Genomic DNA, 16416 nt, shown 5'->3' on the forward strand with positions numbered 1-16416 from the left:
CACGGCAAAACGCAGGGTTGTTCGCTAATCCAAATTGCCGGCGGTACCGGGCAGGAAGGTGACAATTTCGGGGAAGATCGCGATCAGCACGACGAAAGCCGCCATGATCAAAAAGAACGGGATCGACGCCCGGGTGATCTTACCGATCGAATCACCGGTCAACCCCTGGACGACGAACAGGTTGAACCCGACCGGCGGGGTAATCTGCGACATCTCCACCACCACGACCAGGAAGATGCCGAACCAGATCGGATCGAAACCTGCCGCCACGACCAGCGGAAAGGTGATCGGCAGGGTCATCACGATCGCCGACAAGCCGTCCAGCACCATGCCCAGGATGCCGTAGAACACCAGCAGCACAGCGATCAGACCGAAGGGGCCGAGTTCCATCGCCGAAATAATGTCGGCGACCTGGCGCGGCACGCCAAGGAACGCCATGCCCTTGGACAAAAACAGCGCACCCGCCAAGATCAGCGCGATCATACTCGTGGTCTTGATCGTACCCATCAGCGAAAGCTGGAGCGTGCGCCAGTTCAGCGAGCGCTGGAGCGCCGCGACCACCAACGCGCCGAAGACCCCGACGGTGGCCGCTTCCGACGGCCCGGCAATTCCGGAATACATCGACCCCAGGACGAGCCCTATCAAGAAGACCACGGGAATCAGGTCGAGGACGCCCCGCCACCGATCGGCCCATGTAAATGCCTCTTCGGTCGCTGGCGTCAGCGCCGGGTTCATCGCCGCCCGCACCCCGATATAGGTCATGTACGACAGCGCGAGGATCAGCCCCGGCACGATCCCGGCGATAAACAGTTGCAGGATCGACGCCTTGGTTAGAACGCCGTAGATAATCAAAATGATCGACGGCGGAATCAGCAGACCGAGCGTCCCGGCACCCGCCAGCGAACCCAGCGCAAGTTCGCGGTTGTAACCGCGCTTGAACAGTTCGGTCAGGGTGATCCGCCCAACCGTCGCCGCCGTCGCCGCCGACGACCCCGAGGCCGCGGCGAACAACGTGCAGCCCAAGACATTGACGTGCATCAGGCGGCCCGGCAAACGCGTTGTCCACGGCGACAAGCCGCGGAACAGCAGTTCCGAAAGGCGGGTATGGAACAAGAGCTCGCCCATCAAGATGAATAGCGGCAGCGCGATGAGCTCGGGGCTGGTCATGCTGCCCCAGACGTCCTGCGCTAGGAACTTGGCCACCGGCATGTTGGGCCGGAACAATTCGAGCCCGACGATGCCGACTGACATCAAGGCAAAGCCGACCCACACCGCGGCACCGAGCATGGCGATCAAGAGGACGACGACCGTCAAAGCCGGTGCGGTCACAGGACATTCTCCTCAAGGGTCTCTTGTACTTTGCCGCGCTCCGGCGCTTCACGCAGGAACAGTCTGACGAGTCGCGCCAGCAACGCCAGCGACAGCAGCGCCACGCTGATCGCAAGGCCGCTTTGCGGAATGCCAAGGGGCGTTTCGCTGGGAAAAAAGGAATTCGACCCCAACGCAAAGGTGCGGGCGGTGAAGTCAACGACCGAAACCGTCAGGTAGACCGAGACGGCGAGCGCGATACACGTCGCTAGTATATCGACGGCGCGCCGCGCGCCCTCTCCCAACGGCGCCAAGATCAGGCTCACCCGGATGTGCCCGCCTTCGCGCAGCGCCCAAGCGCTGCCGCCGAACATGATGTAGGCCAACATGTAGCTGGAATACTCGAACGCAATCGGAATTGAATAGTTGAACAGCGCGCGCGAAAGGATCTCGGCCATGCCCAGGAGCGCCAGAATGGCGAGCAGTGCCGCCGCAATCCACGCGGATAGACGCGTCAGCCCGTCGACTGCCTTCAGAAATATTTGAATCATTGGGGCCCTGCGTGACCGGCGTCCGGCGCTGAGCGCCGGACGCCGGTCAATGCCGGTGGGCGTCGCCTAGGACGACTTGCCCGCTTCTTTCAGGAAGTTCTCAAGGATCGGGCCGGTGCCCTCAACCTTGCCGGTGAAGTCCTTCCACATCGGACGACCGTTCGCGCGCATCGCATCGATGACCTCCTTCGTCATCGGCGCAACCGTCATGCCGTTGTCGGAAAGCGCCTTCAGCTTGACCGAATCTTCGGCTCTGCTGACGTCCCAGAACTTCGGCTCGAGATCCTTCGCCAGCGCTTCGATCTTTTGCTGGTTCTCGGGCGAGAGCTTGTTCCACGCATCTAGGTTCACCGTCATGTGGTTCAACGCCCACAGGTGATTGGTACGATAGGTGAACTTGAGGAACTCCCAGTACTTCTGTGCAACCGCCGTGGTGCCTGAAGTCATCACCGCATCCAAACCACCGGCGGCCAGCGAGGGGACGATATCGGCATTGTTGACCAAGAGCGGCGACATCTTCAACGCCCGCATCAGGTCGGTCGAATTCTTGTCATAGACGCGAATCTTCTTTCCCTCGAGGTCCCCCAGCGAGTTGACGACCGTCTTGGTAAAGATGTTCTGGCTCGGCCATGGCACCGAGTAGAGCAGCTTCTGATTGTGCTTCTCGAACGCCTTGACGTAGAGCGGGCGGATTGTGTTCCAGAACGTGGCCAACTCGTCATAGTCGTTGATCAAGAAGGGCAGCGCCTCGAACCCGAGCATCGGCTCGTCGCCGACCTGCTGGAAGCCCGCCATCTCGCCCATGGGGACGATCCCGTCGCCCACCGAACGGAGCGACTCGGGCCCCTTGATGCCAAGCGCGGCACCGGGATGGGTAATCATCTCGACCGCGCCGTTGGTCGCCTTCTTGACTTCTTCGGCGAATTTTTGGGCGTTCACCGTGTGGAACTCGGTCGGTCCCCAAGGGATCGAGACATCCCATTTGGTTTGCGCCAGCGCAGGCGACGCCGCCAGCGCACCAAGCGCCGCAGCACCGGTCACAGCGGCGGCAGTCTTCAAAAATGTCCGTCTCAGCATCGAAATATCCTCCCTGTTATTATCTGGACCGCACAGTACGCGCCTGCGGCGGCCCGGTCCAAGGGCGAACCGCCCTCGGAGTAGGAAATATTACCACATTTTTACGACGTCACCCCATCGCCTCCGATCCCGCGTCCGCCCTATCATCGCCGCCATGACCGCTCGCCCCACCGCCTCCAACGGCCACGCTTTGGACCTTGATCCAGCGGCGCTTCGGCGGCGATTTCGGGCGGACGGCGATCGCGGCCCCACCACCGGGCGGGCACCGGGCTACCTTCAGTGCAACCTCGTGATCCTGCCCCACCGGGACGCCCAAGCCTTTGCCGCCTATTGCGCGGCCAACCCGGCGCCCTGCCCCTTGCTCTACACCGGCGCGCCGGGCAATCCGATGTTGGACCCGCTGGGTGCCGACATCGACATCCGCACCGACCTGCCGGCCTACCACCTCCATCGGCCCGGTCAGGCGCCCGAGGTCGTGCCCGATATCCGCGACCAGTGGCGCGCGGAGTCGGTCGCCCTGGTGCTGGGCTGCTCGCTGTCGTTCGAGGCGGCCTTGGTCGCGGCCGGGATTCGCCTGCGACACCTCGAGCGCGGCGGCGACATTGCCGCTTTTCGCACCGCGACGCCGACCACCCCCGCAGGCCCCTTCGCCGGACCGCTCGTCGTTTCGATGCGCGCGGTGGCCGCCGCCGATGCCGACCGCGCCGCCGCCATCACCGCGCGCTTTCCCCATGCCCACGGCGCACCGGTGCATGTCGGCGAGCCCGGCACCCTTGGCATCGCCGATGTCGAACGACCCGACTGGGGCGAGCCGCCGCAGTTGCTACCTGAAGAAATAGCAATGTTCTGGGCCTGCGGCGTCACCTCGCACCTGGCCCTCGTCAACGCGGGCCTGCCGCTGGCCATCACCCACGCGCCGGGGTCGATGCTGATCACCGACCTCCCCGCCGACACGCCGCCCGATCTCTAGCGGTCGGCCTAGGCGCCTCGCGGCCTCACGCCGCGCAGTGCGCCCGCACCAGTGCGACAATCTCGTCGGTGCGGGTCTCCAGCGGCCATAGCCCCGTCGGCGACAGGTCGACGACACGACCGTTTTGCATGACCTCGGCTGCACGCGCCGTCGCGGCATAGATATCGTCGCGCACGTTGAACACCAAAATGGGTTGGGCGAGGTCGCCCAGCGCCGCGCGCATGTTGTGGGAAAACACCGCCTTCATCGCGTAGGCCGCATTGCCGCGGTTGCGCAGGCTGTCGGAAATATAGCGTTCGATCATCGCGTCGGTGACCCCCGGCCCGCGAAATTGCGCCCAGTTGTTCCACAGCCCGACGAGGTGCGTCCCGTCGCTGTTCTCGGTCGGCTGCAATGCCGCGCCCGTCCAGGCGCGCTGCTTGGCGCGCTCCTCTTCGGTGTAGACCGCTGCGCCGACCAGCACGACATGCTTCACCCGATCGCGGTGCTGGCGGGTGAACTCGACCGCGATCCGCGCTCCGGTATGGACCCCCATCACGTCGATCTCGCCCAGGTCCATCGCATCGATCACTGCCCCATGCGCCCTGGCATAGCCGTCGATCGACAACGCCTCGGGCGGCGCGTCCGAATGGCCGTAGCCCGGCGTATCGGGCGCCACCATGTAGCGATCGCCCGCGAACCCGCGCATCAAGGCATCGAACGTCCGCCCCGACAGCGGGCTTTGGTGAAAGCACACCAAGGGCCGCGCGCCCGCGCCCTTCTCGCCGATTTCGTAAAGATGCACCTGGCCGTAGGGGCCCGCGACGTAGCGCCGCCGCACCGCCACCATTTATTGCACCCCGCCAAGCGGCCGCCCGTTGAGCAAGAAGCCCCCGTTCGGCCCGTTGCCGAATTCATAGACATGCACGGTTTCGTCGTCCCGCACCTCGGGCCGCGCCATCGCCATGGCAAAGGACAGCATTGCGATGAGTTGCGCGTTTTCCCCGGCGTTGGCCGATAGCGCCGCCACCGCCGCCCCGAGCCCGCGCACCGCGATCCGGTTTTCCTCCGTCGTGAAGCGCAACGACGCAATGTCGTAGCCCACCGGCGACTCGAGCCGGGCGGTGATGCCGCCGTCGCGCAGGTCCAACCGGTCGAGGGAAATGGTCGTGCCCGATTGCGCCAGCACTCCGAGGAACGCCGTCATCGCAGTCGCCGCGGTGTCGCCCGCCGCCGGCGAAAGCCGGGCAACCTCGTCGATCAACGCTGCCAGCGGAATGTTGCGGGCACTGACATCAATGTTCGCGGTGCCGGGAACGAGGCCGACGAAGGGGCCGGACAGCACGAAATCGCCGATTGAAATCCGTTGGTCGGTGTCGACCGCCATGTCCCGTTTCGACGATGCGGTAGCGCGCGTTTCAAACCTGCCCAGCGAGATAAAAGGAGTCCCGGAGCCATCGGTCATCGCGAGATCGTCCATCTCGAATCTATAGGTGAGGCCGCCGTCAAGCGCCTGGACGCTGGCCATGCGACCGACCCGCATGACGCCTGCGCCCGTCCGAATGTCGATGCGCCTGACATCGACGCTGAACCGCTCCCGCGGTCCGTCCGCCTGGAGCCCGGCGAGAAACCGCGCCCCTCGGTTCTCGGTCGAACCGGAGAGAACGCCTTCCAGCCCGACGATCGGATGGCCCGCCACGCTTGGCAATGGCAGACCTTCGACCTCGCTATCGATCGCGCCCCCTTCCGCCGTTGCCGTCGCGCCCTCGCCGTCGTCGAAGGCCAACCCCCGCCAGTCGATCCGCGCCGTGCGGTCGATCGATGTCCCGTCGGCGGACAACGCTGTTGTCTCGCGGGCATCGACGTCGGCGATTCGCGCTGAAAACCGGTGGCCGTTCTGCCCTTCCAGTCGGATATCACCGAACATCGCCGTCGCTTCGGTCGGCGCGCTCACGCGGGTATCCCAGATCCCGCGGTAGGTCTGCGCGCCAACGACGATCGTCGCGGCAAGCTTGCCGTCGAACCAGACGTCGATCGGCGACAGTCGTTTGACGTCGAAGTCGTAAAGGTGCGGGCCGCGCGGGGTGACGTCGACTTGGCTGACCGCAAAGTCGAGCCTGAGCCCCTCCGGCGTGTCGACCGTGATGGGCGGCAGAACGAGTTCATAGGCCCCGTCCGCGCCCCGCCGCACCAGGGCAGGACCGGTGATAGCAATCGGCAAATCGAGCGCCTCAAGGGCGTTCAGGTAGCCTTCGACCCCGCGGGCAATGGTCCGGGCGTCGGCGTCGGCAGTCCCCTCAAGGCGCACCTCCGCCCCCAGCGCCGATCCCCACGCCATAACCGCCGCAGCAGCGGCGAACGCGGCGGCAACGCCCCTCACGCCTGGACCAACTGCTGCAACGCGCCCGATCCCGGATTGCGCACGATGGCCGTGTCGACCGCGCCCAGCCCCGGCACCTCCAGCGTCATCCGCGGCGTATAGGTCTCGACGCCCAGCGCCGCGCACTCGGCCAGCGCCACACTCAAGTCGGGCACCAGGAAGCTTTGCATCAAATAGCCGATGTTGGGCGCCACCGAATCGGGCACCAAATCGGGCACCGGGTAGTTCAGCGGTTGCGACGTCGCGATTTTGCCGAACATGTGATTGCCCTGCATGAACGTCACCTGGGTGCGGCCGCCGTCGGGCACCTTTTGGAACTTGCGATAGTTGTCGCTGTCCAGAACTTGATTGATGTGCACCCCCATCTTGAGTACCCGCACATAGAACTCTTTGGACTTCTCGATATCGCGCATGCACGACGCGGTCGTCACCACCGGGGTGAAACCGGTCGACGTTCGTCCAAACGATTCGACATAAGCGCGCATCTTGCCGATCCGCGTCGCCGGGTCCTTGGTCGCAAGCTCGACCCAGTTGATCAACACCCCGTCGGGCCCTTCGAACACCACCTCGATCGGTGTCCCGACATCGGCGGTGAAATCGTGCGCCACCGGATCGGACCAAAACGCGTAGCCCAATTTGCGGAACTTCTCGGTCTCGCCGAAAATATCGGCGGTATAGAAGTTAAGGTTGATCAAGCCATAGGCTCGCGCGGGCTTGGCCGCCCGCACCACCTTGCGGCCTTCGGCCTCGAACTGGACCAACAGCACACGCCCCACCGGATCGGGGCCGGCATGCAGGAACACCGCCTGCGCCCGCGACCCCTTGGGCAAATGCCAAAACGTCTCAAAGTCCTTGCCTGCCCAGGTCACCGCCGCACTCGCCGTCATCCCGGTGAGGTCGCGGTAGAAGTGCAACGAGCGCGCCATGTCGGCCACCCCAATCGTGGCAACGCTCATCGCCGATCCGTCGGGCGCAACGATATCCGTGGTCATAGTCGGTCCTCCCCTAGCGCCATCATACAGCGCCCTAAACGCGATCCTACGGCGCGCTCAACCGCCGTTTGCCGTCCGCGCTCTTCAAGATACCCGGCGCGTCCAGATCCAGCCGGTCCCACAGTTTGCACGTCACCTGCTTATGCTTTTGATCCAGCGCTTCGCAGTAATTGGTGTATTCACACACGCGGACATCCGTACCGCGCCCCGATAGCACCTTCATGAACCAATCGGGATCGGCGAGCGACTGGCGGGCAAACGCCACGATGTCCGCAGCGCCTGACGCCAAAACGTCCTCCGCCTGATCAAAGCCGTGCATTCCCCCCGACACCACCACCGGGGTGTCGAACCCGGCGGCGCGCACCGCTGCGCGCACCGCCAGCGCCGCATCGACATTGCGCCCGAAGGGTCCGCGCTCGTCCGACAGATATTGCGGCATGCACTCGTAGCCCGACGGCCCGGTATAGGGATAGGCCGACCAACCCACCGACGGCTGCAGCGCATCGTCGAACTTGCCGCCGCGCGACAGCGATAGAAAGTCCATGCCCGCGCGCGCGAACACCGTCGCGAACCACGCCGCGTCGTCCACCCCGCTGCCGCCCGCGATACATTCGTCGGCGAGGAAGCGCGCCCCCAACGCAAAGTCGGTCCCCACCGCAGCCCGCGCCGCAGCGTAAACGTCGAGCGGCAAACGCACCCGGTTCTCCCGCGTCCCGCCATAGCCATCGGTGCGCGTATTCGTCGCCGATAGGAACGACGCCATCGTATAGGCGTGGGCATAGTGCAGTTCGACGCCGTCGAACCCGGCCGCGCGCGCGCGCCGTGCCGCATCCGCGAACGCGCCCGGCAGCATATGCGGCAAGTCCGCGATCTGCGGCAGGTGGGTGTCGGTCACCCGTTCGCGGGTGCCATAGCGCAGCGCCTCCACCTCGCGGGCATCGAGCGCCGCGTCCAGGTCCGCGTCGTTGAGCGCCGCCAGACCGGCGCGCACCGCCGCGTCGGGTGCATCGCGCAGGTCCAGCGCGTCGCGGTGCCGCGCGGTGATCTTCAGGAACCGTTCGAAATACTTGGTGCGGTCGGGCCGCCGCCGTATGCCGAGAAAATCGATGATCTGAATAAAGAGCTTGGTCTCGCCGCCGCTGGCCTCGCGCACCGCCGCGACGAGATCGCGCAGGCCCGGCACGAAGCGGTCGTCGTTGATCCGCAACAGCGGGCCTGAGGCCACGTCGCGTACCCCCGTCGCCTCGACCACCAAGACGCCGGGCTTGCCGCGGGCGAAACGTGCGTACCAGTCGAGCACTTCGGGCGTGACGAATCCGTCCTCCGTCGCTCGCCATGGCACCATCGCCGGCACCCAGGTGCGGTGCCGTGCCGCCACCGGCCCCAACTCGACCGCCGAAAACAGCCGCGCCGCCGCCGCTTCGTCGGCCGTTGGCCAACGACCCGGATCGGGGTGCCATTTGATGCGCTGTTGCGGCCGCCACATGGGGCCAGTGTGCCATCTTCGCCGCCGGTCCGCATGGCCGGGATGTCGCCCGGTCGCGCTTAGGCGTCCTCGCGCCCCTTGCCGACCCAGCGCACCAGCAGCAATGCCAGCACGCCAAGCACCCCGTAGCCGGCGACCAGCGGCAACACGGTCCCGTCGTAGCTTTGACCGATCAGCGAACCCAAGGCGAGCGAGATGAACCCAGTCAACGATGCGACCACCGCCGAGCCGACGCCCGCGATATGCCCCAAGGGTTCCATCGCCATTGCATTGAGGTTGCCGAACAGAATCCCCATGCAAAAGAATGTCGGGATGCCGTAGACCATGAACGCCCACAGCGGCGGCACGCCGGCCATCGACGCCGCGACCGCAAAAAACACCGCCGCCAACACGATGATTGCGACCAACGCGCGTACCGTCAGCCGCCGCATTCCAAGCCGCATAACCAACCGCGCGTTGGTGATCGACGCGCCGCCGATCCCGATGGCCAGCCCGGCAAAATACAGCGGAAACAAATCGCCGACGCCGTAGGTGTCTTGGAATATCTGTTGCGAAGACGTGAGGTACCCGATCATCGCCGAGAAAATCAGCCCCGCCGCCGCCGCGCTGCCGATCGCCGCGCGTGTCCGGCACACCTCCCACGCCGCCTTACCGATTCGGGCCAGCGAGAACGCCCGACGCTTTTCCCGCGGCAGCGTTTCAGGCTGGCGCGCCGTCAACCAAATCGATGCGCCGATGGCCAGGGCAAGGAACAACCAAAAAATGCCGTGCCAATCCGCGAACACCATGATGCCCTGGCCCAGCGCCGGCGCCGCCACCGGCACCAGGATGAACACCGCCATTACGAACGACATGATCCGCGCCATTGCGCGCCCGGCATATTGATCGCGAATCAAGGCGACCGCGACGGTGCGCGGCCCGGCAGCACCGATCCCCTGCAACACCCGCCCGGCCAGCATCATGGTCATGTCGGTCGCGGTCAGTGACAGCACGCAGCCGACCGCGAAAATCGCAAACCCCAGATTGATGGCGGGCTTACGCCCGATGCTGTCGGACAGTGGCCCGAAGAAGAGCTGGCCGAACGCGAGACCGAGAAAGAACGCCGTCACCACCAATTGATTGCTGTTGGCTTCGGTCACGCCCAAATCGCGCCCGATGACCGCGAGCGCCGGCAACATCGCGTCGGTCGAGAGCGCGACGATCGATATCATCAGCGCCATCAGGGCAATAAATTCAGGCCGCAGCCGCGTCGAAGCCGCGGGCGGCGCCTCTTTCCCCATATCCATGATCGTTCACCCAGTAGGGGCCGCGCACCGGCGGGCCCAGGACATTAAGAAGAAGGCTATACCACGCCCTTGGCGCGCAGGGCGGTAAGGGCCTCGGCATCGATCCCCAGCAACCCGCCCAACACCTCGTCGTTGTGGGCGCCAAGCGCCGGCCCCGGCCAATCGGTGCGCCCCGGTGTGTCGCCCAATCTCGGCGCGATCGCCGGAATCTTGAGCGGCTTGCCGTCGATCTCGACAGTTTCGATCATTCCTCGGGCCGCGTATTGCGGATCTTCGACGATGTCCTTGACGCTATAGATCGGCCCGACCGGCACCCGAACTTCTTCGAGCACCCGAATCACCTCAGGACCCGGCAGGGTCGCCGTCCACGCCGCCAGCGCCGCATCGATTTCTGCCTCGTGCTCGACCCGCCCCGCGTTATCCGCAAGGCGCGGGTCGTCCGCCATGTCGGCACGGCCGGCAGCAGTCATCAGGCGTTTGAAAATCGAATCGCCGTTGCCGCCGATGATGACCTGCTGGCCGTCATGGCAGCGGTAGACGTTGGTCGGCACGATCCCAGTGACGGTCGAGCCCGACGGTTCGCGTACTATCCCGGCGCCGTCGTATTCCGGCACGATGCTTTCCATCGCGGCGAATACCGCTTCGTAGATTGCCACGTCGACCACTTGTCCCTCGCCGCCGACTTTGCCGCGATCCACCAGCGCCAGCAAAATCCCGATCACCGCATGGAACGACGCCAGCGTATCGCCCAGCGACAGGTTGGGCCGCACCGGCGGTCGGTCCGGAAATCCATTGACGTAGCGAAATCCGCCGAACCCTTCACACACCGAGGCGTAACCCGGCTTTTGGGCATTCGGTCCGGTCTGGCCATAGCCCGAAATACGCGTAAAGACGAGTTTGGGGTTATCGGCCTTCAGGTCGCCCGGCCCCAGCCCCCATTCCTCCATCCGTCCGGGCAGGAAGTTCTCCACCAGCACATCGGCCTTCAATGCGAGGCGTTTGGCGATGGCCCGGCCCTCGTCGGTGCGTAAATCGAGCGTCACCGACTTCTTATTACGCGCCATCGCCCGCCACCAAAACGACGTGCCGTCGTCGGCCAGGGCACGCCAAATGCGCAGCGGATCGCCCCCTTTGGGCGGCTCGATCTTGATGATCTCGGCACCGAAATAGCCCAGGACCGAGGTCGCGAACGGCCCGGCAATCAATTGCCCCATCTCTAGGACCCTCACCCCGTCGAGGGGGCGGCGGCCTGCGTTCTGTCTCCGATCGGTCATCGGCAGGCCCCTCCTGGTGCATGCGGCTCCGCACTTAATGGAATGGGGTGTACGAGTCCACCTGACCCGGTGCCAAAGTTGTGCGATAGAAGAGCATCATGCCCGACCTTGCCCCGTTCCACCTCGCCTTCCCGGTCACCGACCTCGCCGCCGCCCGCGCCTTCTACGGCGGCCTGCTGGGCTGCCCGGAGGGCCGTTCGTCGCCGGAGTGGATCGATTTTGATTTCTTTGGCCATCAGATCGTCGCCCATCTGGCCCAAGCCGAAACCGCGACCGTGACCAACCTTGTCGACGGTAAGGACGTCCCGGTACGCCACTTCGGCATCGTCTTGCCGTGGGACGATTGGCACGACCTCGCCGCGCGGCTACGCAACGCCGGGGTCGACTTCGTGATTGCCCCTGGCATCCGCTTTGCCGGTAAGGTCGGCGAGCAGGCGACGATGTTCTTCCTCGACCCGTCGGGCAACGCCCTCGAATTCAAGGCCTTCCGCGACCCCGCGCAATTGTTCGCCAAGGCGCTTCCTTGATCGCCGTTGCAAGCCTCGACACGGTATCGCCCCCCGATCGCGCGACTTCTTCGCCGTGGCGGAGGCTGCAATGACCGGTAGGTCGAACCGGCGCACCGCCAATCGCTCGGCAATCGACATCTTCCTCAGCTGGCCTCTATGGCTGAGCGTAGTGGTTCTAACGCTGCTTGCCATCGGCCTTTCCGGCACTGCGGGGGTCGCCGTTATCGCCGTCGTCGTCGGCGAGGTCGTTCCCATCTCCGTCGTCCTGGCCTTCACCATCCCCGCCCTGATCGTGCCGCCGGCGGCGTTCGCCCAGCTGTGGGCGATGCGACGGGCATGGCGCAGCGAGCGCGAACTCGCCCGCTTCTTCGAAAGCACCGAAGCGCTCCTGGCGATCGGCGACTGGTCCGGCCGCCTGTTCCGCACCAGCCCGTCGTGGCACGACTTGATCGGTTTCACCGCCGAGGAACTCGCCGAAGGTCACTTCATCGCCTTCGTCCATCCCGACGACGTCGCGGAAACCATCCGCGAGGCCAAGAAGCTCGGCACCGGCGAGCACCGGTCGGTCGGCTTCGTCAATCGTTTGCGCCGCAAGGGCGGCGGCTACGTCTGGCTGCAATGGAACGCGACCAGCGATCCGCGCCGGAAACTGATCTATGCCACCGCCGTGGACGTCACCAGCCGCGTCGAGTCCGAGGCGCTCAAGGATGCGCTGATCTCCACCGTCAACCACGAGATCAGAACGCCGCTGGCGGCGATCTATGCCGCGCTGAAAATCGTCCAGGGGATGCAAACCGACTGCGCCTCCGATCAGTCCCAACGAATGCTCAAGATCGCCGAGACCAATGCCGACCGCCTCGTGCGCATGATCGACGACATGCTCGATGTCCAACGGATCGAAGCCGGCACCGCAAACTACCAAATCGCCCCATGCGACGTGGCCGAGTTGCTGGCGGCGGTCGCGGATCAAGCGCGGCTCCTCCATGCGGGAAGTACCGTCGCCTTGAGGGTCGTCGACGAAGCGCCGGGCGCCTGGGCGCTCGCCGACCCGGACCGCCTACACCAGGTGCTGAGCAACCTGCTGTCGAACGCCTACAAGTTCGCGCCGCCGGTATCCGACGTGACGCTCGCGGTCCGCCCCGCCGGTCTCGGCCTGCGCTTCACCGTGCTCGACGAAGGACCGGGTGTGCCGGAGGCGGACCGGGAACGCGTTTTCGAGCGCTTCTACCAGTCCGGCCGCCACAACAAGGGCGGCTCCGGGCTCGGCCTCGCGATTTGCCGCACGTTGATGCGCGACATGGGCGGCGCCATCGGGATGGAACCGGCGCCACCGCCCGGCGCAGCCTTTTTCGTCGAGATTCCCGCCGCGCCGCCCGCTTAGGCCCCGGCGATCAACCGGAAGATCGCAACGAAGCCCATCCCCGCACCGATTGCCGCGAACAAGTTGCGGGTTAGGATCGCCGCCGCCAGCGTCGGCAGCGCCGCCCACACCGTCGCGTCGTCCAGCCGCAGCGCCAACGTGCCGTCTTTGACCAGCAATAGTTGCACCACCATCGCTGACAACACCGCGACGGGCAGATGCTTTAGCAAATCTTCAACGCCCTGCGGCAGCTTGCGTCCGCCCAGCAGCACCAGCGGGGTGATCTTGATCAGCAGCGTCACCGCGCTCATCCCCAAGATCGTGACCAGGATCGCTACTTCGCCCATCGGTCCGCCCCCCACCCGACCGCGAGCCCCGTCAGCGTCGCCAACAAAATCGCCCAAAACGACAACCCGAGCGCATGAAACCCGATCGTGGCAACGACCGCGGCCAGCGCCACCAGCACTTGACTGCGGCCCCGCATCAGCGGCACCAGCAACCCGATAAACATCGCCGGCATCGCGAAATCGATTGCGAAGGCGTCCAGGTTGTTGGCCGTCCGGCCCAGTACGACACCGGCGGTCGTCGCGCCGATCCACACCAGGTGGCCGGCCACGTTGGTCGCGAAGATCTCGGTCTTGCTCGCGTTGACCTTGGGCAAGCGGGTGATGTGCAGAGCGAACGTCGCGTCGGTCATTTGCACGCCGTATAGCATCCGCTGCCAGCCGTTGAGCCGCCGCAAGTGGGGTACCAACGCCGAGGCCATCACGAAGAACCGCGCATTGATCACTGCCGCGGTAATCACGATCGACAGGATCGGCGAGCCCAGCGCGATCATCTGCACCCCTGCCAGTTGCGCCGTCCCGGCATAGACCAGGGCCGACATCAGGACGGCAAGCCAAGGCGGCATGCCACTTTCGACAGCCAGAACGCCATAGGCCATGCCGACCGCGACGTAGACCGCCAGAATCGGCAGGATGACACCGATACCGAGCAGGGTTTCGCGCCACCACGGGCGCGATGGGGAGGGGTCTTGGGTACGCATTGCCGGCGACTGAACACGCTGGGTTCGGCAAAGGCAAGCAGTCTCAGCCGGCGATGAACCGCACCCCGGCGACAGCGCCCATCCCGGCCGCCACCGTCAAGAACGTACTGCGGGTCAGCACCGCGACCGCCGCCGTCGGCAGCAACGCCCACACCGTCGCGTCGTCGAGCGAGAACCGCAACGCGCCGTCGCGCACGGCTACCATATGCACCGTCAACGCGCACATCGCCGCCGCGGGCAAAAAGCGCAAGCCGTCCTCGATCGTGCGCGGCAGTTTGCGCCCGCCCAGCAACAACAGCGGCCCGGTCCGGATCGCCACAACGGCGACGCCGATCGCGAGCGCGGTCAGGAGGGTCGTCGTTGGGTCCACGCGAACACGCTCCATCCGACGGCGGCCCCGGCACAGGCCGCAATGAGAATGGCCAGGTGCGACGCACCGGCCGCCACCAAAACGACGGTCGCGACGCCGCCCGCCGCCGCGGCCACCGCGTGGCAACGGTCGCGAATCATCGTGACCGTGATCGCCAGGAACATCGCCGGCATCGCGAAGTCGATACCGAAGCGATCCAAGTCGCCGGCGCGCTCGCCGAGCACGGCACCGAACGCTGCCGAACCGACCCACACCGTGTAGCCGGTCAGGTTGGCCGCGAACAACTCGGCCCGCGACACCGCGCGTAACGGCAGGATCGTGACATGCAATGCAAAGGTCGTGCTGGTGAGATGGGCGCCGTACAAGAGCCGCTCCCACCAGGCGAAGTGCCGCAGGTAGGGCGCCAGCGCCGCGGCGAAGGCAAGAAAGCGCGCGCACACGATCGCCGCTGTCGCCACGATCGCGGCCGGCGGCAGACCGGCAGCGATCATCGGCAACGCCGCGAACTGCGCGGTGCCCGCGAACACGACCGCGGAGAAAACGATCGCCAGCCACGGCGCCATCCCACCATCCACCGCGAGCACGCCGAACCCCATCGACACCGCGACATAGGCCGGCACAGCCGGCAGGCTCTGCACCACACCGCGCGCAGCATCGCGCCACAGGTTCGGTGGCAAGGGGATCGTCGCGTCGTTCATCGCGGGCGAGGGAACACCGCCCGACCGGCAATGGCAAGCGCCCCACCCCGCCGCTGGCCCCGCCCCGGCCAACGCGTTAGAAGAGACGATGACCCGCTCCGAACAGTGGCGCGCCGTTCTCTTCTATGCCGCGATCATAGCGCCGGTCGCCGCGCTGATCGGCCTGATCCCGGGCTATTTCGTCGGCGACGGCAGCGCGAAGGAAACGCTGACCGGCGGTGCGATCGGCCTTCTGATCGGCACCGGCATGGCTTCCTTCCAGGTGAGCTGGGGCGTCGGCCTGATCGCCCGCCGCCTGCGCGAGGCGCCTTTCCTCGTGGTCCTCGGCGCGCGCACGTTTTGCTGGTTGGCGATCATCGCCGTTGGCTTGTCGCTACCGCTTTTGGTCCTCGGTCCAGTGCCGCTGGCCGACCTGTTCGCCCCGTCGTTCGTTGTTTCGATGGCGATCAGTTTCGCGGTCGCCGCCGCGATCAATTTCGTGACGCAGATCAACCTGCTGATGGGCCGAGGCGTCTTGCTGCACCTCGTATTGGGCCGCTATCACCGGCCGCGTGAAGAAGACCGGGTGTTTCTGTTCGTCGATCTGCGCGGCTCGACCGCGATCGCCGAACGCCTCGGCAACCTGCGCTATCACGCGCTGCTACGCCGCTTCATTGCCGATATCACGCCGCCGATCGTGCGCTCGGGCGGCGAAATTCACCGTTACGTCGGCGACCAAGTTATCGTTACGTGGCCCCAGGCTAACGGATTGAAGAACGCCGCGTGCGTCCGAAGTTACTTTGCCATGGTCGATGCGCTAGACGCCGCCCGCGCCACCTATCTGGCAGACTTCGGTGTCGTCCCGGCGTTCTGGGCCGGCCTCCACCGTGGTCCGGTTGTGAGCGGCGAAATCGGCACGGCCAAGCACGAAATTGTTTTTCTCGGCGACGCGATGAACGCCACCGCAAGGATCGAACAGGCATGCCGAACGTTCGCGCGCCCGTGCATCGCCTCCGCCGACCTTCTGGATGCCCTGACTTTGCCTGATGGCGTCCAAGCGACACCCCTCGGACGAACCGACCTGCGAGGCCTCGCCGCGCCGCTCGCGTTGTTTGCGCTGGAGCGCGCCGCGCCGGACTAAGGGTGCCCGAC

At 65.6% G+C, this 16416-nt stretch carries 17 protein-coding genes; 4 read left to right on the forward strand and 13 right to left on the reverse strand.

What is annotated here, in order from left to right:
* Positions 1–24: 24 nt before the first annotated feature.
* The 3 genes from RID42_00625 to RID42_00635 form a co-directional block, all read right to left on the reverse strand.
* The gene (locus tag RID42_00625; protein ID MEQ8246161.1) at positions 25–1329 is read right to left on the reverse strand and encodes a TRAP transporter large permease subunit; all 1305 of its coding nucleotides are present in this window, start codon (positions 1327–1329) and stop codon (positions 25–27) included.
* The gene (locus RID42_00630; protein ID MEQ8246162.1) at positions 1326–1859 is read right to left on the reverse strand and encodes a TRAP transporter small permease; all 534 of its coding nucleotides are present in this window, start codon (positions 1857–1859) and stop codon (positions 1326–1328) included. The genes RID42_00625 and RID42_00630 overlap by 4 nt, the downstream gene beginning before the upstream one ends.
* A 66-nt stretch (positions 1860–1925) precedes the next feature.
* Positions 1926–2936: a TRAP transporter substrate-binding protein gene (locus tag RID42_00635; protein ID MEQ8246163.1), complete on the reverse strand. Its 1011-nt coding sequence runs from the start codon at positions 2934–2936 to the stop codon at positions 1926–1928.
* A 154-nt stretch (positions 2937–3090) separates the two neighbouring features.
* On the opposite strand from RID42_00635, the gene RID42_00640 reads away from it, so the two are divergent.
* Positions 3091–3906: a DUF1445 domain-containing protein gene (locus RID42_00640; GenBank protein MEQ8246164.1), complete on the forward strand. Its 816-nt coding sequence runs from the start codon at positions 3091–3093 to the stop codon at positions 3904–3906.
* A gap of 25 nt (positions 3907–3931) precedes the next feature.
* Here RID42_00640 and RID42_00645 read toward each other — a convergent pair whose 3' ends face one another.
* The 6 genes from RID42_00645 to RID42_00670 are packed head-to-tail and all read right to left on the reverse strand — an operon-like array spanning position 3932 to position 11303.
* Positions 3932–4735 (reverse strand): alpha/beta fold hydrolase, encoded by an 804-nt coding sequence (locus RID42_00645; protein ID MEQ8246165.1) that lies wholly within the window; start codon positions 4733–4735, stop codon positions 3932–3934.
* Positions 4736–6265 carry a hypothetical protein gene (locus tag RID42_00650; protein MEQ8246166.1) on the reverse strand — a complete coding sequence of 510 codons (1530 nt, stop codon included), beginning with the start codon at positions 6263–6265 and terminating at the stop codon, positions 4736–4738. It abuts the gene before it with no gap.
* On the reverse strand, positions 6262–7257 hold the full coding sequence (locus tag RID42_00655) for a VOC family protein (GenBank protein ID MEQ8246167.1): 996 nt from the start codon (positions 7255–7257) through the stop codon (positions 6262–6264). Before RID42_00655 ends, RID42_00650 begins: the two co-directional genes overlap by 4 nt.
* Positions 7258–7303: 46 nt before the next feature.
* A complete protein-coding gene (locus RID42_00660; GenBank protein MEQ8246168.1) occupies positions 7304–8743 on the reverse strand; it encodes an NADH:flavin oxidoreductase in 1440 nt (479 codons plus the stop codon).
* A gap of 59 nt (positions 8744–8802) precedes the next feature.
* A complete protein-coding gene (locus RID42_00665; protein ID MEQ8246169.1) occupies positions 8803–10029 on the reverse strand; it encodes a multidrug effflux MFS transporter in 1227 nt (408 codons plus the stop codon).
* 56 nt (positions 10030–10085) lie between these two features.
* On the reverse strand, positions 10086–11303 hold the full coding sequence (locus tag RID42_00670) for a CaiB/BaiF CoA-transferase family protein (GenBank protein MEQ8246170.1): 1218 nt from the start codon (positions 11301–11303) through the stop codon (positions 10086–10088).
* Between the two features lie 98 nt (positions 11304–11401).
* Here RID42_00670 and RID42_00675 point away from each other — a divergent pair, with 98 nt between their 5' ends.
* Positions 11402–11830: a VOC family protein gene (locus RID42_00675; protein MEQ8246171.1), complete on the forward strand. Its 429-nt coding sequence runs from the start codon at positions 11402–11404 to the stop codon at positions 11828–11830.
* A gap of 70 nt (positions 11831–11900) precedes the next feature.
* A complete protein-coding gene (locus RID42_00680) occupies positions 11901–13193 on the forward strand; it encodes a PAS domain-containing sensor histidine kinase (protein ID MEQ8246172.1) in 1293 nt (430 codons plus the stop codon).
* Here the strand turns inward: RID42_00680 and RID42_00685 are convergent.
* Genes RID42_00685 through RID42_00700 form a run of 4 tightly spaced genes read right to left on the reverse strand, consistent with a single transcriptional unit; the run spans position 13190 to position 15285 of the window.
* Positions 13190–13519 carry an AzlD domain-containing protein gene (locus RID42_00685; GenBank protein ID MEQ8246173.1) on the reverse strand — a complete coding sequence of 110 codons (330 nt, stop codon included), beginning with the start codon at positions 13517–13519 and terminating at the stop codon, positions 13190–13192. The two genes, RID42_00680 and RID42_00685, sit on opposite strands and share 4 nt — an antisense overlap.
* On the reverse strand, positions 13507–14217 hold the full coding sequence (locus RID42_00690; protein ID MEQ8246174.1) for an AzlC family ABC transporter permease: 711 nt from the start codon (positions 14215–14217) through the stop codon (positions 13507–13509). The genes RID42_00685 and RID42_00690 overlap by 13 nt, the downstream gene beginning before the upstream one ends.
* Before the next feature lie 43 nt (positions 14218–14260).
* Positions 14261–14587 carry an AzlD domain-containing protein gene (locus RID42_00695; protein MEQ8246175.1) on the reverse strand — a complete coding sequence of 109 codons (327 nt, stop codon included), beginning with the start codon at positions 14585–14587 and terminating at the stop codon, positions 14261–14263.
* Positions 14563–15285, reverse strand: coding sequence for an AzlC family ABC transporter permease (locus RID42_00700; GenBank protein MEQ8246176.1), 723 nt, complete (start codon positions 15283–15285; stop codon positions 14563–14565). The genes RID42_00695 and RID42_00700 overlap by 25 nt, the downstream gene beginning before the upstream one ends.
* A gap of 88 nt (positions 15286–15373) precedes the next feature.
* Between RID42_00700 and RID42_00705 the strand changes: the two genes are divergently transcribed.
* Positions 15374–16405, forward strand: a complete 1032-nt coding sequence (locus tag RID42_00705) for an adenylate/guanylate cyclase domain-containing protein (protein MEQ8246177.1) — start codon at positions 15374–15376, stop codon at positions 16403–16405.
* Positions 16406–16416 lie beyond the last annotated feature (11 nt).

The sequence above is a fragment of the Alphaproteobacteria bacterium genome, assembly GCA_040216735.1.
Lineage (GTDB): Bacteria > Pseudomonadota > Alphaproteobacteria > SHVP01 > SHVP01 > CALJDF01.